The sequence below is a fragment of the Clostridium sp. AM27-31LB genome (assembly GCF_003480745.1).
In the GTDB taxonomy this organism is placed as follows: Bacteria; Bacillota; Clostridia; order Lachnospirales; family Lachnospiraceae; genus Butyribacter; species Butyribacter intestini.
In genome coordinates this window covers 22,431-43,597 of record NZ_QUJS01000009.1, presented here as the reverse complement: position 1 = coordinate 43,597, position 21,167 = coordinate 22,431, and the positions used below count along the sequence as shown (strand labels likewise).

Genomic DNA, 21,167 nt, shown 5'->3' with positions numbered 1-21,167 from the left:
GCATGGGTATAATTTATAAAGTTGTAAAGTGGTGTTATAATAATATTGTTGAAAGAAAACAGCTGAGTAAATTATAAAATTGATTTTGCAGATAATGATTTAGATAGGAAAAAAATGAACATACTGATTTCAATAGATTCTTTTAAGGGAAGTATGACTTCAATGCAGGCAGGCGAAGCAGCGAAAAAAGGGATTTTAAAGGCTGTTCCTGATGCGGATGTGTTGGTATGTCCTCTTGCTGATGGTGGAGAGGGGACAACAGACGCACTGACCGATGGGATGGATGGCGAAAAGATAAGCCTTACGGTGACCGGTCCTCTTGGTGAAAAAACAGATTGCTATTATGGATGGCTTGACGGGAGCAAAAAGGCAGTTATGGAGATGGCTTCGGCAGCAGGAATTACACTTGTGCATGAAAAAAATCCGTTAGCCGCCACGACTTTTGGTGTCGGTGAAATGATTTTTGATGCGATTAAAAGAGGTGCAGAAAATATCATTATCGGAATAGGCGGTAGTGCGACAAATGATGGCGGTATTGGTATGCTTAAGGCACTTGGATATGAATTTCTTGATAAAAACGGGAAAGATGTGGGACTTGGTGCATCATCACTTGGAAAAGTAGAAAAGATTGTTGATGATAAAGTGAATCCTCTGATTTCAAAAGTTAAATTTCAGGTTGCGTGTGATGTTGATAATCCGCTGTGCGGTGAAAACGGTGCGACCTATATATTTGGTACGCAAAAAGGTGTGACCGATGAGATGAAGCCTGTTATTGATAGGGCAATGAAACATTTTGCAGAAAAAACAGCGGAAAAACTTGGTGTATCATGTGAAGATATTGCGGGAGCAGGTGCGGCTGGCGGTCTTGGTTTTGCATTTCTTTCATATCTAAATGCGGAACTTAAACCGGGAGTTGAACTTATTATGCAGGCAACCGATATGGAAGAAAAGATAAAAATGGCTGATATTGTAGTGACGGGAGAGGGACGGCTCGACAGCCAGACCGTGATGGGGAAAGCACCGATAGGTGTGGCAGGGCTGGCAAAGAAATACAATAAAAAAGTGATAGCGTTTGCGGGGAGTGTATCTGACGATGCGGTTTTGTGCAATGCAAACGGAATAGATGCATTTTTCCCGATAGTGCGTGGAGCGACAACATTGGAAAAAGCAATGCGAACGGAAAATGCCGTAAAAAATATGGAACTTACGGCGGAGCAGGTGTTCAGATTGGCAGCAGACTTTATGGTACATGAGAGTTGTATTTAGCGTGTGTAAGGGGCGTGGTTGTAAAGTGAAAGGCATTATTATATAATGATATTGGGGTCAAAAGGTATTTTGACCCTTGCATCATATAATAAAACCAGTAATATTGTTTTGGGCGAAGGATGGAGGAGAGTTGCTTATGATAAAAGAAAATGAAACAGATAATCCGGTTTTGGCGATATGCTATGATTTTGACAAGACACTGTCGCCTGATGATATGCAGGCACAGGGCTATATCCAGTCGATTGATTATGAGGTTGACGATTTTTGGAGAGAGTCAAACGAACTTTCAGAAAAAAATGAGATGGACAGAAATCTTGCTTATATGTATCTGATGGCAGAGAAATCGAGGGGGAAAGTTCTTTTTACAAAAGAAACTTTACATAATGACGGGGCAAAAGTTAAACTTTATCCGGGTGTGGCAACATGGTTTGACAGGATAAATGATTACGGTGAAAAAAAGGGCGTAAAGGTTGAACACTATATTATTTCATCGGGATTAAAAGAGATGATAGAAGGCACGGAAGTTGCAGACAAATTTAAAAAGATTTATGCGAGTTCGTTTTATTTTGATGAGAGCGGGGTCGCCGTGTGGCCTGCACAGGTGGTAAATTACACCAATAAAACGCAGTTTTTGTTCAGGATAGAAAAGGGAATACTTGATGTAAACGATTCAAGGGTGAATGATTACTTTAAGCCAAATGAATACAGAGTTCCGTTCCGCAATATGGTCTATATCGGCGACAGCGAGACGGATATTCCATGCATGAAGCTCGTAAATATAAACGGCGGACATTCAATAGGTGTCTATGATTCAAAAACGAAAGACAAGACAAAAGTTTTTAATATGCTCGAAGAAAGCAGGATAAAATATTTTGTTCCGGCGGATTATACTAAAAAATCTAAACTTGAAACTCTGGTAAAGCAGATAATTGATAGGACAGCTTCAAATGAAATTCTCGAAAGTTTCCATTTTGATTGTGTAAAAGAAAAAAATAATGTGCATAATACACTTGATTATTACAACTTAAATGCGGATAAATTTGTCGCAAGTACATTACAGGTGGATTTTGAGGAAACTCAGAAAAAATTTATTGAGAAACTGGATAAAGGGGCGTTTATTCTTGATTTTGGATGCGGTTCAGGCAGAGACACAAAATATTTTCTCGATAACGGCTATAAGGTGGATGCGGTTGACGGTTCAAAAGAGATGTGCAGGCGGGCGAGTGAATACACGGGGATTTCCGTCAAAAATATGATGTTTACTGAACTTAATGTAAAAGAAAAATATGACGGTATATGGGCGTGCTCGTCGATACTTCATCTGACAAAGGATGAACTTGAAAATGTTATGAATAAAATGACGACAGCATTGAAACCGAACGGGATTATATATGCGTCATTTAAGTATGGAAATTTTTCGGGGGAGCGTAACGGCAGATATTTTACCGATATGACCGAAGAAACATTCAAAGAATTGATAAAAAAAACAGATGGAGCAGCTCTTGAAGAACAGTGGATAACATCGGATGTGAGAGTAGGCAGAGGAGAGGAAAAGTGGCTGAATGTGTTGGTGCGGAGAGGATAAGAACAGAGTGGAAGCGATGGATGCTGTTTGGTTGAAAAATCAGGAAGAGAGATAAAAAGGATATTCTGACATAAAAATATATAATAAAATAGTGAGCAGACTTGGATATTGCCATATATTTTTTACGGTTAGATTGTTTTAAAAAGAAAAATAGATAATAGGTATAAATTGTAATCATATAAGTATGATGCTATAATAGCATATAGATAAATATTGTCCAATTTTAATATTTGAGGTGGTAAAATTTGGATATACAGCATTTAAAATATAAAAATGACTTGAATATAGACAGCTTCATACATATGCTTGACGATACGACAGAATGTTATAAATTCTATTGGCTTGATGCATTGTTAAAATTATTTTCGCTTGGAAAGACAGAAATTGTCTTTGATGACCTTATAAATCAGATGATAGCAGATGCGTGGTATTCTGTTGTTGAATATCATCTGCATCTCGGTCCTAAAAATGCTTCGGGAAAAATAATGAATAGTTTGGAAAGAGCGGTTATCAAATTGTCGCAGTTGACAAATATTCCAAATGATGCAGACAGAGATACGATTATATTGGCTGTTAAAGAAAATGACAGGGAGCTGCATGGGGAAAAAGACCAGTTGACGAAGAATGTGCCTTATCGTATGCTGTCTCCGTTTATGCACGAAGTTAAAGGAAATGACAGGATATGGGATCAAAAAAAGAGATTGATAGCTTATATTGAGCAGTTAAATAAGAAAGAATGTATTCCATATCAGATAACGAATGGAGCAGGCTTGAAAAAGCGTGTCGTTATCAATGAGGAATGGCAGGATTTTTTCATGGACAATTTTGTCACGATTTCAGGCTGGATAGAAGTGAAAAAAGTACGGTATTTGCAAGGGAGAAATCCTGGTGTACCGGGGATAATCTATAAACTTGTTCCTGAAAATAATAAACAGAGAAAATTAAGATATGTAAGGAATTTGTGGAATACTATAATCGAGACAAAACCCGTATATGATATATATTCTGAAAAATTGCTTGGATTAAATGATTTTGATATAGATCATTTTGTGCCGTGGTCGTTTGTGGCAAATGATGAACTGTGGAATTTACTTCCTATGGATAGATCGCTTAATTCAAGCAAGAGTAATAATCTGCCACAGTGGAAATATTTTGAACTGTTTGCAAAAAATCAATATATGATGTATGAAAGTGCAAAAAGCAGCGAAAAGATAATGGACAAATTTAAGAAATGTCAGAGAGATAATCTTGTGATGCCGTGGTCGATGGAAGAATTATACATTGCCGAAAATGACAGAGAAGCGTTTATTAAGGTTTTGGAGGAAAAATTGCATCCGGTGTATGACTCGGCAAGAATACAGGGGTATGAGATTTGGAGAATGTGAAATGTTATGGTTGATAAAAATGGTGATAATAATATTCTGCCAAAAGAATATTGCAAAAATATGACATAAAATGGATACGAGAATTTGCTTATACAAGGTATAATAAATACATGGAGTTTAACAAATCGGAATTTTTTCGTCAGTCTATAGAGGGGAGAAAAAATGCTCAATGGATTACAAAGATGCGATCGCAATATTTGAAAACAACACAAAAAGAAGTGTTGTTCAAATAGAACGCTGCAGTGTTGGTATTGCGAACTATGTTTTTATTGTCTCCACTGCAAACGAAAAGTTTGTTCTCAGATGCAGTAAAGATGAAAATGCCTATAAAGATACTGTTTATTGGCTTAATAGGTTGTCTGTATGTGAAATACCGATACCGATTGTCTTGTCAGAGGGAAAATACAAAGACTATTCCTATCTGATTCTCTCTTATATCCGTGGAGATGATATTGGTAATGTCTATTGTAAATTGAATGATAGCGAGAAAAAGCAAATTGCCAAGGAAGTAGTTAAGATACAGCGAAAGGTTTCAAGGCTTGATATCCATGCGGATATGGAATGGACATGGAACTGCTTTGTTGACAAAATGCTGAATCGTGCTGAAAAGAGAATAAAAAGAAAGAACTATTTTGACTTTAACAAAATATATATCATAAAGAAATTACAACAAGAAATACAGGAATATTTGGATAAGGTTCCGATAGCACCGTATTTGGATGATATCAGTACAAAAAACTTATTGATTTATGAGGGTAATGTATCTGGGATAATAGATATTGATTGGATGGGATTTGGTGATATGCTTACCTTTGTTGCATTGACAAGGGTTTCATTACTCAATATGGATTTGGATACTAAATATATTGATTATCTATTAGACGAGATTCGTCCAAACACGATAGAGTACAAAGCGTTTATATTCTACTGCTTGATTTATTGTGTGGATTTCATGGGGGAAAGAGGTATGCAATTTCTTGATAAAACAATTCCAGTAAATGAAAATATAATCGAGAGATTGAATGATATCTTTGACTTTCTTATGGAAGAATGGGACAAATATTGCAAACGGTAAATTCCGGTTTGTCGGGCTGACGAAACACAGAAAACTATATAAATAATCAACAGGCAGTCTTATAACGAGACTGCCTGCCATCTGATATCCCTTTACTTTATATTTGATGAATGTTATTATATCATCATCACAACAAATAAAAAAGGTGGGACGAACAATGAAGAAACTTTTAAAAACAACAATGAAGATTGTTATATCATTTATATTCCTTATTGCAATATCTATCACAGGTTCATATGTTGTAAATACATATGCTGCTGAGCGTACGGTGGTAGACGGTCATTCCATGGATGATAATTTTTATGATGGAGAGAATGTTATTGCAAACAAGATAATTTATAAATTTCAGAAGCCAAAGCGTTTTGATGTTGTCACGATATATCCGTATGGACACAAACATAAGGAAGATATTGTTGAGTTTACACAGAGACTTGCGACACAGTTATCAGAGATGGTAAAAAAGGATAATGGAGAGGACGATGTGGCGAAAGCTGCGGCGGAGGGAAAAAAAGATGAGTATTATATCAAGAGGATAATAGGGCTGCCGGGCGAAACCATTCAGGTGAAAGGCGAGGACATCTATATAAACGGAGATATATTAAAGGAAAACTATCGTAAAGACAAGATGGGATATGCAGGAGTCGCTTCAAAACCGGTTAAATTGGGCAAAGATGAATACTTTGTTATGGGAGATAACAGAGTAAAAAGCAGTGACAGCCGTGAATTTGGACCCGTGAAGCTTAAGAATATTGCATCGAAGATATATAAATGATGTATATCTGCCATAAAAAGAGATAAAAAAAGTGTTGTCAAATGACAATACATCTGATAAAATACATATTTTAACAAAAATTCAAAATAATTCTTGACAAGTCAGCCTTTTAATGCTAACATGAAAAATGCACTATTGTGGCTGACTATACTTTTATGCTTTTCTTAATTATTATATCACAGTTCGTTAAAAAAGAAAAGTCCTTAATGAAAAAATAGTCAGACTGCAAAATACTCTAAAAAATTAAGGAGTGAACATCGATGGAGAAAAACAGGATACGCCCAGTAAAAGTAGGTAACGGTGTTAGAATGAGTTATGCCAAACAGCAGGAAGTGCTGGAGATGCCAAATCTCATTGAGCTGCAGACTAATTCTTATCAGTGGTTCTTGGACGAAGGACTAAAAGAAGTTTTCCGAGATATTTCGCCTATCTCTGATTTTGGTGGTCATCTCAGTCTCGAATTTGTAGATTTTGTTTTATGCAGGGATGAGACAAAGTATGATATCGATCAGTGTAAGGAAAGGGATGCAACATACGCAGCACCTTTAAAGGTGAAAGTAAGGTTACACAATAAGGAAACAGAAGAAATTAAAGAGCATGAGATCTTTATGGGAGATCTTCCTTTGATGACTGCGACAGGTACCTTTGTAATCAATGGTGCTGAACGAGTTATAGTTAGCCAGTTAGTTCGTTCACCTGGTATTTATTATGCAATCGGACATGATAAATTCGGTAAGGAACTTTATTCATCAACTGTAATTCCAAATCGTGGTGCATGGCTGGAATACGAGACTGACTCCAATGATGTATTTTATGTTCGTGTAGATAGAAACAGAAAGGTTCCTATTACTGTATTCCTTAGAGCTATGGGTCTTGGAAGCAATGAACAGATTAAGGACCTTTTCGGTGATGAGCCAAAGATTCTTGCAAGTATTGAGAAAGATACTACCGAGAATTATCAGGACGGTCTTCTTGAATTATACAAGAAACTTCGTCCGGGCGAGCCATTGTCAGTAGACAGTGCTGAAAATTTATTAAACGGTATGTTCTTTGATCCTAAGAGATATGATCTTGCAAAGGTCGGAAGATATAAGTTTAATAAGAAACTTCATTTCAAAAACCGTATTACAGGCTGCAAGCTTGCAGAGGATGCTGTGAGCCCTGCAACTGGTGAAGTATATGAAGCAGGAACAACTATTACTGAAGAACTTGCAACTGAGCTTCAGAACGCAGCAGTTCCTTATGTAATGGTTGAAAAAGAAGAAAAAGTTACAAAGGTACTTTCTAACCTTATGGTTGACCTTAAGGCATATCTGCCTGATGTTGACCCGGCTGAGGTTGAGGTACATGAGAGTGTTTATTATCCTCTCTTAAAGCAGATTCTTGACGAGAATGACGATATTGAAGAGATTAAGGAACTTATCAGATATAATATTTCTGAACTTGTTCCTAAGCATATCACGAAGGAAGATATTTTTGCATCTATCAACTACAATATGCATCTTGAATATGGTGTTGGAACGGATGATGATATTGACCACTTAGGAAATCGTCGTATCCGTGCGGTCGGAGAGCTTTTACAGAACCAGTATCGTATTGGACTTTCAAGAATGGAGAGAGTTGTGCGTGAGAGAATGTCTACACAGGACATCAACAGCATCACTGCACAGTCACTTATAAATATCAAACCTGTAACTGCGGCAGTTAAGGAGTTCTTCGGAAGTTCACAGTTGTCACAGTTCATGGATCAGAACAATCCTCTTAGTGAGCTTACTCACAAGAGAAGATTATCGGCATTAGGACCTGGTGGTCTTTCACGAGACAGAGCCGGATTCGAGGTTCGAGATGTTCATTATACACATTATGGCCGTATGTGTCCTGTAGAAACACCTGAAGGACCAAACATCGGTCTTATCAACTCGCTTGCATCTTATGCGAGAATAAATGAGTATGGATTTATCGAGGCACCTTATCGTAAACTTGATAAAACTGACCCGGCAAATCCTGTCGTTACTGACGAGGTTGTATATCTCTCAGCAGACGAAGAAGATAAATATATCGTTGCACAGGCTAACGAGGAGCTTGATACTGACGGACATTTCGTGAGAAACAATGTTTCAGGTCGTTTCCGTGAAGAGACATCAGAGTTTGCAAAGAGCAAGATAGACCTCATGGATGTATCGCCTAAGATGGTATTCTCAGTAGCTACGGCAATGATTCCGTTCCTCCAGAACGATGATGCCAACAGAGCATTGATGGGTTCAAATATGCAGCGTCAGGCAGTTCCGCTTCTTATTACTGAGGCACCTGCTGTTGGTACGGGTATGGAGATGAAAGCCGCAGTCGATTCAGGAAACTGTGTAGTTGCAGAGGAAGACGGTATTGTCGAGCGTTCAGCATCAAATGAGATTATCATTAAGCCTGCAACAGGAAATGTTCACAGATATAAGCTTTCTAAGTTCCAGCGAAGCAACCAGGGAACAAGTATGAATCAGAAGCCTATCGTAAGAAAAGGCGATGAAATTAAGAAAGGACAGGTTATCGCAGACGGACCTTCTACCTGCGGCGGTGAGATTGCACTTGGTAAGAACCCGCTTATCGGTTTCATGACATGGGAAGGTTACAACTACGAGGACGCCGTTCTTCTTAGTGAAAGACTTGTAAAAGAAGATGTTTATACATCAGTTCATATAAATGAGTATGAGGCAGAGGCAAGAGATACAAAACTTGGTGCTGAGGAAATCACACGTGATGTACCGGGCGTAGGTGATGATGCCCTTAAGAATCTTGATGAGCGTGGAATCATCCGTATCGGTGCTGAGGTTCGTGCCGGAGATATCCTTGTAGGTAAAGTTACTCCTAAGGGAGAGACAGAGCTTACAGCCGAGGAAAGACTTCTTCGTGCAATCTTCGGAGAAAAAGCACGTGAGGTAAGAGATACATCTCTTAAAGTTCCTCATGGAGAGTTTGGTATTATCGTTGATGCCAAAGTATTTACAAGAGAAAACGGCGATGAGCTTCCACCGGGAGTAAATCAGTCAGTTCGTATATATATTGCACAGAAGCGTAAGATTCAGGTCGGAGATAAGATGGCCGGTCGTCATGGTAACAAGGGTGTCGTTTCAAGAGTTCTCCCTGTTGAAGATATGCCATTCCTTCCAAACGGTCGTCCGCTTGACATCGTGCTTAACCCGTTGGGTGTGCCTTCTCGAATGAATATCGGTCAGGTCCTTGAAATTCATTTAAGTCTTGCAGCGAAAGTTCTTGGCTTTAATGTATCAACCCCTGTATTTGACGGCGCGAACGAGAAAGATATTATGGATACTCTTGAACTTGCAAATGATTATGCAAATACACCGCTCAATCAGGAAGAACTCGCCGAGCAGCTTGCAAAGGCAGAGGAAGATGGTGACGAGCAGGAAATCGCACGCTTAAAGGAAGTTGTTCCTTTTGAAGATAAATATAAAGATATTCTTGCACCTGATGTTATGGAATATCTTGTTGAAAATGAAGCTTATCGTGCTCAGTGGAAAGGCGTTCCAATTAACAGAGACGGAAAAGTTCGTCTTCGTGATGGTCGTACGGGTGAGTATTTTGACGGTGCTGTTACAATCGGTTTCATGCACTACCTCAAACTCCATCATCTTGTTGATGATAAGATCCATGCACGTTCAACAGGTCCTTACTCATTAGTAACACAGCAGCCACTCGGTGGTAAGGCTCAGTTCGGTGGACAGCGTTTCGGTGAGATGGAGGTTTGGGCACTTGAGGCATATGGTGCTGCACACACACTTCAGGAAATTCTTACCGTTAAATCCGATGATGTTATCGGTCGTGTTAAGACTTACGAAGCTATTATCAAGGGTGACAATATTTCAGAGCCTGGTATTCCTGAGTCATTTAAGGTTCTTCTTAAAGAATTACAGGCACTTGCACTTGATGTTACTGTTCTTGATGAGAATGGCAATGAAGTAAAACTTGGTGAGGATGTTGACGAATCTGAAAACGATTCAATCAAATCACTTACTGATGATGATGAGACATATGACGCATTTGACAACGGTGAGTCATATGCATCAGCAGGCTATATCGAGGGAACACCTGATGAGCTTGAAGATGCATTTGGTGCAACTATGATTGATACAGAATCAGTATTTGATGACTAAGGAGGTTACTATGTCAGAGACTAATAAAGCAGAAAAGCACATCACTTATGATGCTATTAAGATTGGTCTTGCTTCGCCGGAAAAGATCAGAGAATGGTCTAGGGGCGAGGTTAAGAAGCCTGAGACAATAAATTATAGAACCTTAAAACCGGAAAAAGATGGTCTTTTCTGTGAAAAGATCTTCGGACCAAGCAAGGACTGGGAGTGTCATTGTGGTAAGTACAAGAAGATCCGTTATAAGGGTGTCGTTTGTGATAAGTGTGGTGTAGAAGTTACAAAGTCAAGCGTTCGTCGTGAGCGTATGGGACACATTGAACTTGCAGCACCGGTATCACATATCTGGTATTTCAAGGGTATTCCAAGCCGTATGGGACTTATCCTTGATGTATCGCCTAAGAACCTTGAGAGAGTATTATACTTTGCTTCTTACATCGTATTAGAGACAACACCTGATATAGGAATCCAGCAGAAACAGATTTTATCTGAAGCTGAGTATCAGGAAGCAAAGGCAAAATATGGCAATTCATTCCGTGCAGGAATGGGTGCTGAGTCTATCATGGAACTTCTTATGAACATCGATCTTGAGGAAGAATCCGTGACACTCAAAACTGAACTTGAAAATGCATCAGGTCAGAAGCGTGCACGAATTATTAAAAGACTCGAAGTTATAGAGTCATTTAGGGAGTCAGGAAATAAGCCTGAATGGATGATACTTACAGTTATCCCTGTAATCCCTCCTGATCTTCGTCCTATGGTGCAGCTTGACGGTGGACGTTTTGCAACATCAGATATGAACGACTTATATCGTCGTATTATAAATAGAAACAACCGTCTTAAGAGACTTCTTGAACTTGGAGCACCTGACATTATCGTCAGAAACGAAAAGAGAATGCTTCAGGAAGCAGTAGATGCTCTTATTGACAACGGTCGTCGTGGCCGTCCTGTTACAGGTCCGGGAAACAGACCTCTCAAATCACTTTCAGATATGCTTAAAGGTAAGCAGGGTCGTTTCCGTCAGAACCTTCTCGGTAAGCGTGTTGACTATTCAGGACGTTCAGTTATCGTAGTAGGACCTGAACTTAAGATTTACCAGTGTGGTCTTCCAAAAGAAATGGCTATCGAGCTTTTCAAACCGTTCGTTATGAAAGAACTTGTTGCCAATGAGACAGCACACAACATCAAACAGGCTAAGAAGATGGTAGAAAAACTTCAGACAGAGGTTTGGGATGTACTTGAAGAAGTTATCCGCGAGCATCCGGTTATGCTTAACCGTGCCCCTACGCTTCATAGACTTGGTATTCAGGCATTCGAGCCTATCCTTGTAGAAGGTAAGGCTATCAAGCTTCATCCACTTGTATGTACAGCGTTCAATGCCGATTTCGATGGTGACCAGATGGCTGTCCATCTTCCGCTTTCCGTTGAAGCACAGGCAGAGTGCCGTTTCCTTTTGTTATCACCAAACAACCTGCTGAAGCCGTCAGACGGTGGAGTGGTTGCTGTTCCTTCACAGGATATGGTACTTGGTATTTACTATCTCACACAGGAGCGTCCGGAGCTTTCAAGAACAAAGCCTGACTATATTGATGACCCTGATGCAGATAAGCATCCGGAGAGATATTATAGATTTTACAAATCAATGGAGGAAGCTATCACGGCGTATGAAAACCATGAGATATGCCTCCATGAGAGAATAAATGTCCGCAGAACAGGCATCAATGCCGATGGCGAGACAGAGTCAAGGATTATTTGCTCAACACTCGGAAGATTTATCTTCAATGAAATTCTTCCACAGGATATGGGATTTGTAGACAGAACAAACCCTGACAATTTCCTTAAACTTGAGGTTGATTTCCATGTAGGAAAGAAACAGCTTAAGCAGATTCTTGAAAAATGTATCAATGCACATGGTGCAACAGGTACAGCAGAGACAATGGATGCCATTAAGGCAATCGGTTATAAATATTCAACCCGTGCAGCCATGACGGTTTCTATTTCCGACATGACAGTGCCGGCAGAGAAAAAGACAATTCTTGCAGAAGCTGAAAAGACTGTAGAGCAGATAGCAAGAAAGTATCGCCGTGGATTCCTTACAGAAGAGGAGAGATACAAGGGTGTTATCAAGGTTTGGCAGCAGGCGGATGATGAAATCACAACTGCACTTCTTACAGGACTTGATGCATACAACAACATCTTCATGATGGCGGATTCCGGAGCCCGTGGTTCTGACAAACAGATTAAACAGCTTGCCGGTATGCGTGGACTTATGGCAGATACATCAGGACGTACTATCGAGCTTCCTATCAAGTCAAACTTCCGTGAGGGACTTGATGTATTGGAATACTTCATTTCTGCACATGGTGCCAGAAAGGGTATGTCAGATACAGCTCTCCGTACAGCCGATTCAGGATACCTTACGCGTCGTCTTGTCGATGTATCACAGGATCTTATCATTCGTGAGATTGACTGCTGTGCAAACAGAAAAGAGATTTCAGGTATGGAGATTTCAGCGGTTACTGACGGAAAGGATGTAATCGAGGAACTTCAGGAGAGAATTACAGGACGTTTTGCCTGCGAAGATATATACAGTGATGATGGAGAGCTTATCGTAAAAGCAAACCACATGATTACGCCAAAGCGTGCCGCACTTGTATGCCAGCGTAAAGAGATTGCTGAAAACAGAGCAAAAGCAAAGGTTAAGATTCGTACAATACTTACATGTAAATCCCATGTCGGTGTTTGTGCTAAGTGTTACGGTGCCAACCTTGCAACAGGTGAGCCGGTTCAGGTCGGTGAAGCAGTTGGTATCATAGCAGCACAGTCTATCGGTGAGCCTGGTACACAGCTTACTATGCGTACATTCCATAGTGGTGGTGTTGCCGGAGATGATATTACACAGGGTCTTCCTCGTGTCGAGGAGCTTTTTGAGGCTCGTAAGCCAAAAGGACTTGCAATTATCGCAGAGATTGGTGGTAGAGTTTCTATCCGTGATACAAAGAAGAAGCGTGAAGTTGTTATAACAAATGACGAACTTAAAGATGAGAGAGCATATCTTATCCCTTATGGTTCGCGTATAAAAGTAACAGAGGGCGAAGTCCTCGAAGCAGGTGACGAGCTTACAGAAGGTAGTGTAAATCCACATGACATTCTTGCAATCAAGGGTGTTCGTGCCGTTCAGGATTACATGATCCGTGAAGTTCAGAGAGTTTACCGTTTACAGGGTGTTGAGATAAACGATAAGCATATCGAAGTCATTGTTCGTCAGATGCTTAAGAAAATCCGCATCGAGACAGCAGGAGATTCAGAATTCTTACCTGGTGTAATGGTTGATGCACTTGAATTTGAAGATGAAGTCGAGAGACTTACAGAGGAAGGAAAAGAAGCTCCTACAGGACAGCAGTGTATGCTCGGTATCACAAAGGCTTCACTTGCAACGAACTCATTCCTTTCAGCAGCATCATTCCAGGAGACAACAAAAGTTCTTACTGATGCAGCTATCAAGGGCAAGATTGACCCACTCGTTGGTCTTAAGGAAAATGTTATCCTCGGTAAACTTATACCGGCAGGTACAGGTATGAAGTGCTACCGTGAAGTTAAGCTTGACTGTGACGAGGCAGCAGAAAAGATGATTGAGGAGCGCAGAAGAGCTAAGATAGAAGCAGCAGAGAAAGAAGCTAAGGAAAAAGCAAAAGAAAAGAATGGCAAATCAGCAGAAAAAGAAGCTGAAAATTCAGCAGCAGAGCAGGAGACTCCGGCAGACGACACAGTAAAGTCTGAAGATGGAGAGCTTGTATTCTCAACAACAACTGAATTAGACGACTAATTTTTCATAAGCATATATCTGCATGGCAAAAGTTGTCATGCAGATATAATGGCTGATTGACATAATACTTTAAATATAGTAAAGTAGAAATGCACAAGGATTAAAAAACGAGCGTAAACAATCCTTGGCAGGGGCGCCGAAATGGTATATAACCGCTTTCGGTAAATCAAAAGGTGTCGCATTGGCGGCATCTTTTTGATTTTATATGGTTTTATAGGATATTATATTGAATAGAAAATATAAGTTAAAAGTTTTATAGAGAACTAAATGCATTGTTTTATGGAGGAAAAAGAAAATGATAGTAGAACCAAAAGTAAGAGGATTTATGTGCACAACTGCACACCCTGAGGGATGTAAGGCTGCAGTTAGGGAGCAGATTGATTATATAAACAGTATGCCAAAGACTGACGGACCAAAGAAAGTTCTTGTCATCGGTGCTTCAATGGGGTATGGACTTGCGAGCAGAATAGCACTTACATATTCATGTGATGCAGATACTATCGGTGTCATATTTGACAAAGCAGGAAAAGAGAAAAGAACGGGAACAGCCGGATGGTACAATACCGTTGCATTTGAGGAGTTTGCCACAAAAGACGGTCATTATGCAAAGACGATAAACGGTGATGCGTTCTCAGATGATATAAAGAAAGAGACAATAGACCTTATAAAAAAAGATTTTGGCAAAGTTGATATGGTTATCTACAGTGTGGCTGCACCTAGAAGAAAAGCTCCTGACGGAGTGACATACCGTTCAGTGTTAAAGACAACTGACGGAGCATACACGAACAAGACGATAGACCTTTCTACAAATGAGATTTCAGAGGTAACTATCGAGCCTGCGACAGAGGACGAAATAAACGCTACCGTTAAGGTAATGGGCGGTGAGGACTGGCGTTTATGGATAGATGCCATGAAAGAAGCGGATGTGCTCTCAGACAATGCAGTGACGGTTGCATATTCATATATTGGACCTGTACTTACACATCCTATCTATTTTGATGGTTCTATCGGAAGGGCGAAAGCAGATTTATATAAGACTGCCGATGAGATAGACGAGCAGGTTGACGGAGTAAGTGCGTATGTTTCAGTAAACAAGGCTGTTGTAACACAGTCGAGTGCAGCTATTCCTATCGTACCATTATATTTATCAATACTATTAAAAGTAATGAAAGAAAAAAATGTGCATGAAGAATGCATTCAGCAGATGTATAGACTTGTGCATGACAGACTTTGCAATCCTTCAGGTGTTCCGGTTGATGATAAGAGACTTATCCGTATGGATGATTATGAGATGGAATCTGAGGTTCAGCAGGAAGTTGAGAAAATCTGGAACGAGATAACTCCTGAAAATCTTACGGAAGTTGCAGATATAGACGAATATTGGAAAGAATTTTATGAGATTTTTGGATTTAAGATAGACGGTGTTGACTATGGAATGGACTGTGATATACAGGTGCAGATTCCAAGTCTTGATAGTGCAGAATAATATTTATTATTTGCTGCCCGCATAGTACATGAATAGATAAGTATCTGTTAAAAAATATATGTGAAACCGTTATTCAGATCAGATTATACTTTGTGTTTTTGGGAGGTTGATGGAGTGCATGCAATATTAAAAGGAATGTTTACATATACAAAAACAGATATTATATGTGCGGCAACATTGTTGCTGATTATTACAAGATTATATGGCTGGAAGAAAAAAGATATTTTCATGAAATTATATTTCTGGATTACATTTTCAAGTTTTTGCATGGTTGTTGCATTTGCGGCAGGTTATCTTGCAGATTCTGGAATAATCAATATGTGCAGAGGACTAAGAAGTCTGACTTGGGCTTGTGCCTTTATAGCATTTAATTATACGATATTTTTGTGGTTTATATACTCAGGGATATTTCGGGAGTCATCAATCATATCAAATCGGATGAGCTGTCTGCATTGTGCGATACCGGCTGTCATAAATATGATTATTATAATCATCGCCTGCTTTGTTGATGGATTTTACAGTATAAATGATGCGGGTAAATTTTTGAGAGGAAAATATTATGAATTTCTTTTTATAATACCTGCGGTTTATATTACGATTTCGACAGCAGCATTGTTAAAAGATGCATATCTTGAAAAAAAGTCCGGCAGAGGCAAAAGATATGTTGTGCTAATATCATTTACTGTGCCTGTTATACTAGGAGCATTTATTCAAAATATGGAGCCTCAGACAAATATGCTTGTGATAGGTATCTGTATAGGTGTTATAAGTGCATATTGCAATCTTAGTGTTGATGAGGTGGCACAGGAAGTCATTATGAAAAATATCGAGCTTGAATATTCCCAGGCAGAATTAAAGATAGCTCTTGAGCATGAAAAACGCCAGTACAATACCGTCAGTTCGTTGGCAAATATTTACATATTCATGTATTACATTCATATGGATGATGACAGTTATGAGAGAATAAAAGATTATACATTGGCTAATCAAGCTGTTGGAGACATAAAGTGTGCCTCAACTGCATTGAGAAAAATATATTCAGAGCGTGCCGTGCAAAAGCATATAAACATGATGCTTGAATTTACCGACTTATCAACTCTTGATGAGCGAATGGGAAAAAATGAATATATATCTACCGAGTATAAGGGGAAAAAGGTAGGCTGGTGTCGTGCAAGATTTATAGAAGTTGACAGGGATGAAAATGGAAAGCTAAAGCATGTTATATTTGCTGTTCAGGACATCTCAAACGAAAAACAGCAGATATTAGAACTTCAGGATGCATTAAACTATGCAAATCAAAAAGCTTATGTTGATGGGCTTACGGGAGTTAAAAATGTTACTGCATATAAAGAATACATAGAGATTATTGATGATGTTATAAAAAACAGTGAGGTTGATTTTGCGGTTGCGATTTTTGATATAAACGGTCTGAAATATGTAAATGACAATTATGGTCATGAAAAAGGAAACATACTTATTATAGATTCATGCAGATGTATATGCCGCGCATTTAAGCATAGCCCGGTATTCAGGATAGGCGGTGATGAGTTTGTTGCAATAATAGAAAATGCAGACGTGGAACAGCTAAACAACTGCCGCAGAAATCTTGAACAGCAGTTTGAACAGATAAATGAAATGTACCCTGATTATTATTTTGCTTCAGTGGCTATGGGAATCGTGCATTATGACAGTAAAAAACATAGTTGTTATGACGATGTTTTCAAGAAAGCAGATGCGGCAATGTATGAAAATAAACAGGAAATAAAAAGAAAACCTGAAAATTCATGGATGCTTAGATGTTAGGTCACAAGCAGTTCAGCCATAAAAAGAGAATAAAATCATTGTGCAAATAGCAAAAAAAGTGTATAATGAATATATAATAATTTATGGAAAATAGCCAATTATATTGGAAATCAGAACAGGGGGGTATGACCTATGAATAAGATTATTACGATAAGCAGACAGTATGGAAGCGGCGGACGCGAAATAGGACAAAAGCTTGCTAAACATTACGATATTCCTTTTTATGATAATGAAATCATTACGAGAGCGGCAAAGGAGAGCGGATTTGCTGAGGAAACATTTGCAAGAGCTGAGGATAAGGCTACAAACAGTTTGCTTTATTCACTTGCTATGGGTATAAATGTCTATGGAAACCAGGATTTTGGTTTCAGTGGTTTGTCGCTTGATGACAGGATTTTCCTTGCACAGTCTGATGTTATCAGAAAAGTTGCGGAGGAGGGACCGTGCATTATAGTGGGAAGATGTGCTGATTATGTATTAAAAGAGAGGGAGGATGTAGTAAATCTTTTCATAAAGGCAGCAATGTCATTTAGAATTGAGCGTGCCGTGAGTGAGTATAACATAGAGGAAAATAAGGCGGCAGATGTCATCTTGAAAAATGATAAGAGAAGAGGCAATTATTACAATTATCATGTAGGTGAAAAGTGGACAGATTTAAACAACTATGACCTTGTTGTCAGAAGTGATCTTTCAGGCATTGATAACGCTGTAAAGTGTATATGCACATATCTTGGAGAGTGATTTTAGGTATCATTAAAGGAGAAAGTGTGAAGATAGGTTTTTCGCACCGAAGATTTGTGTCTGTGCACACTTGACACAGATTTTGTATTTCACACTATGCACAAAAATGTGTGCAGAAATGAGGGTTCTATGGAGCAGGTTCTTGAAAAAATGAGAGACATTATACGCGAGGGCGGAAATATTGTAGTGCTTGCGGGTATGAACATTACATATGATATGGGACTTAACGGTGTAAATGCTGAGCATCTCGCATATGATGTTGAGCAAAAATATGGTTACCCAAACGATGAGATAGTATCTTCATCATTTTACACGAGACGTGCGCCTCTGTTTTACAAGTATTATAAGGAGGTTATTTTAAATATTGATGATCCGCAGCCTTCGCCCATCCATTATGGTATATATAAATTGCAGCAGTGCAGTAAGCTCAGTGCAGTGGTTACGCGTTCGGTTTATTCTATATATGATAAAGTAGGATGCAGCAATGTCATAAAGCTTCACGGTTCTGTAGATGAGAATGTATGTCCAAGGTGTAAAAGATTATATGATTCACATTATATAAAGCACGCAAAAGGCATACCGGTATGTGAAAAGTGCGGTATCCCACTCAGACCGGGATTTACACTTGTTGGAGAGATGCTTGACAATGGAAAAATAAGTAAGGCGAGTACCATAGTTGAGAATGCGGATATACTATTAGTATTAGGTGCAGGGATAAACTCAACACTCTGTCGTTATATGGTGAAGTATTATCAGGGGGATAAGCTTCTTCTTTTAAATGACATTGAAAAAGTTGGTGATGATCGTGCAGACTACAGGGCATATGGAAATCTAAGGGATATGTTTGCACAGGTTATGGATTTTTAGACACAGATGAGTTTAACATTATCAGGCGGATTAGGAATATCTGTCTGACACAGGTTTATGGAAAAGATATGGAAAAGCAAAATAAAAAGGCAGGGTTTCGTATGTTTTGGAATCCTGCCTAAATTAGTTAGTTAGGAGTAGCAGTTTTGAATTTGAATGAACAGCAGAAAAAAGCAATAGAACATTTTAAGGGACCATGTCTTGTTATAGGGACACCGGGCTCAGGAAAGACGAGGGTTATAACAGAACGAGTCAGGTATCTTGTTGAGGAAAAAGGAGTAAAAAATACCAACATACTTGTTATCACATTCACAAAAGCGGCGGCAGTCCAGATGAAAAAAAGATATGAGAGCATGATGGGTGATGCTTCTAAAAGAGTATATTTTGGAACATTTCATGCTATATTTTTTACAATATTAAAATATGCGTATCATTATACTGCAGATAATATTATCCGTGATGATACTAAAAGACAGATATTAAAAGAACTTATAAATAAAGAAGATATAGAGATACAGGATGAAAATGACTTTTTAAATGATATTGAGGGGGAGATAAGCAGAGTCAAGGGCGAGATGATAGAATTACAACACTATTATTCGCCAAACTGTCCGGGAGAGTCTTTCAGAAGAATATTTACAGGCTATCAGAAAGCTTTACAGGGCAGGAAACTTATAGATTTTGACGATATGCTGGTCTATTGTTATGAACTTCTTAAGGCGAGAGAGGACATAAGGCAGATGTGGCATAAACAGTATCCTTATATTCTCATAGATGAGTTTCAGGACATAAATAAGGTTCAATATGATATAGTAAAAATGCTTGCCGCACCTGAAAACAATCTTTTTATCGTAGGTGATGATGACCAGTCAATTTATGGTTTCAGAGGTGCAAAGCCTGACATAATGAAACAGTTTTTAAAGGACTATAAAGATTCAAAAAGATATGTACTCGGTATAAATTACAGGTGCAGCGGTGCTATTGTAGAACGGGCCGCAAAACTTATTGAAAAGAATGAAAACAGACTATCCAAAAAACTTACGGCTGAAAATGAGTATGGGGAAGAAATAGAGATAAAAGAATTTAACAAAATATCTGAAGAATGTGAAAATATCAGGGCAAAGATACTTGAATATAAAGACAGCGGGATACCGTACAGTCAGATGGCGGTGCTTTTTAGAACAAATACACAGGCAAGGACTATGAGCTCAAAACTGATGGAATTTAATATACCGTTTGTTATGAAAGAACGAATACCCAATATGTATGATCACTGGATAGCCAGAGATATTATTACATATATAAAAATTGCACAGGGAAGCAGGGAGAGGGCTGATTTCCTCCGTATTATAAACAGACCAAAAAGATATGTGCACCGGTCAGCATTTACTGAAAGTATTGTCGATATAGAGGAACTCAAAAAATATTATGAAGATAAGGAGTGGATGATTGAGCGTTTTGAGCAGTTTCAGTATGATCTTAAAATGCTATCAAATCTGAAACCGTATCCGGCGATAAATTTTATAAGAAACGGGATAGGATATGACGATTATATAAAAGACTATGCGGAGTACAAAGGTGTCAGAGCTGATGAGATGATGGATTTTTTAGATGAGCTTCAGGAGGAGGCAAAAGGCTATGATAACTTTGAAGAGTGGTTTGAGTATATAAGGTCATACTCGGAAGAACTTAAAGAACAGGCAGTCAAGAGCAGGATGCTTTCTAACGGGCAGGAACAGTCGGATGCCGTACTTCTTATGACAATGCATGGAGTAAAGGGACTTGAATATGAATGTGTATTTATACCTGATGCAAACGAGGGGGTGACACCGCACTCAAAAGCAGTTCTTGATGCCGACATGGAAGAAGAGAGAAGAATGTTTTATGTGGCTATGACAAGGGCGAAAAAACATCTTCATATATATTATGTTAAAGAGAGATTTAACAAAGATGCAGATGTTTCAAGGTTTGTTTATGAGATACAAAATAAAGATTTTGAAAAGGTACAAATGGAGAAAGAGGAGTTGAGGGCAAAGAGGACACTTATAGCAGAGAGAGAAAAGCGTGATTTTAAGTATAGCAAGGCACAAAAACAGGTGAGTTCAAAACAGTATGTATTTGGGCAGACCAATATAAGATATAAAAAGCAAGGATGAACTGTTACTATAAAAAGAGGTAACACAAAGAAATAGCGTGACAAT

The 21,167-nt window shown here is 38.8% G+C and carries 12 protein-coding genes; all 12 read left to right on the top strand.

Going from position 1 to position 21,167, the window contains the following annotated elements:
- Positions 1–114: 114 nt before the first annotated feature.
- Positions 115–1,266, top strand: a complete 1,152-nt coding sequence (locus tag DW721_RS12485; protein ID WP_118745957.1) for a glycerate kinase — start codon at positions 115–117, stop codon at positions 1,264–1,266.
- 136 nt (positions 1,267–1,402) lie between these two features.
- Positions 1,403–2,851, top strand: coding sequence for a methyltransferase domain-containing protein (locus tag DW721_RS16700; protein ID WP_182436316.1), 1,449 nt, complete (start codon positions 1,403–1,405; stop codon positions 2,849–2,851).
- 245 nt (positions 2,852–3,096) lie between these two features.
- Entirely contained in the window at positions 3,097–4,236 is a 1,140-nt protein-coding gene (locus DW721_RS12475) for an HNH endonuclease domain-containing protein (RefSeq protein WP_118745956.1), read from the top strand.
- 169 nt (positions 4,237–4,405) lie between these two features.
- Positions 4,406–5,311 (top strand): phosphotransferase, encoded by a 906-nt coding sequence (locus DW721_RS12470; RefSeq protein ID WP_118691357.1) that lies wholly within the window; start codon positions 4,406–4,408, stop codon positions 5,309–5,311.
- 157 nt (positions 5,312–5,468) lie between these two features.
- Positions 5,469–6,083: a signal peptidase I gene (lepB, locus tag DW721_RS12465; protein ID WP_182436315.1), complete on the top strand. Its 615-nt coding sequence runs from the start codon at positions 5,469–5,471 to the stop codon at positions 6,081–6,083.
- A 260-nt stretch (positions 6,084–6,343) separates the two neighbouring features.
- Positions 6,344–10,249, top strand: a complete 3,906-nt coding sequence (locus DW721_RS12460) for a DNA-directed RNA polymerase subunit beta (protein ID WP_118745954.1) — start codon at positions 6,344–6,346, stop codon at positions 10,247–10,249.
- Positions 10,250–10,259: 10 nt separating this feature from the next.
- Positions 10,260–14,069, top strand: a complete 3,810-nt coding sequence (rpoC, locus tag DW721_RS12455; RefSeq protein WP_055945418.1) for a DNA-directed RNA polymerase subunit beta' — start codon at positions 10,260–10,262, stop codon at positions 14,067–14,069.
- 295 nt (positions 14,070–14,364) lie between these two features.
- Positions 14,365–15,555, top strand: coding sequence for an enoyl-ACP reductase FabV (gene fabV / locus DW721_RS12450; RefSeq protein ID WP_022015321.1), 1,191 nt, complete (start codon positions 14,365–14,367; stop codon positions 15,553–15,555).
- A gap of 114 nt (positions 15,556–15,669) precedes the next feature.
- Positions 15,670–17,358, top strand: a complete 1,689-nt coding sequence (locus DW721_RS12445) for a diguanylate cyclase (RefSeq protein WP_118745953.1) — start codon at positions 15,670–15,672, stop codon at positions 17,356–17,358.
- 132 nt (positions 17,359–17,490) lie between these two features.
- A complete protein-coding gene (locus tag DW721_RS12440) occupies positions 17,491–18,099 on the top strand; it encodes a cytidylate kinase-like family protein (protein ID WP_022015319.1) in 609 nt (202 codons plus the stop codon).
- Positions 18,100–18,228: 129 nt separating this feature from the next.
- Positions 18,229–18,966 carry a Sir2 family NAD-dependent protein deacetylase gene (locus DW721_RS12435; RefSeq protein WP_022015318.1) on the top strand — a complete coding sequence of 246 codons (738 nt, stop codon included), beginning with the start codon at positions 18,229–18,231 and terminating at the stop codon, positions 18,964–18,966.
- 146 nt (positions 18,967–19,112) lie between these two features.
- Entirely contained in the window at positions 19,113–21,122 is a 2,010-nt protein-coding gene (locus DW721_RS12430) for an ATP-dependent helicase (protein ID WP_118745952.1), read from the top strand.
- Positions 21,123–21,167: the final 45 nt, after the last annotated feature.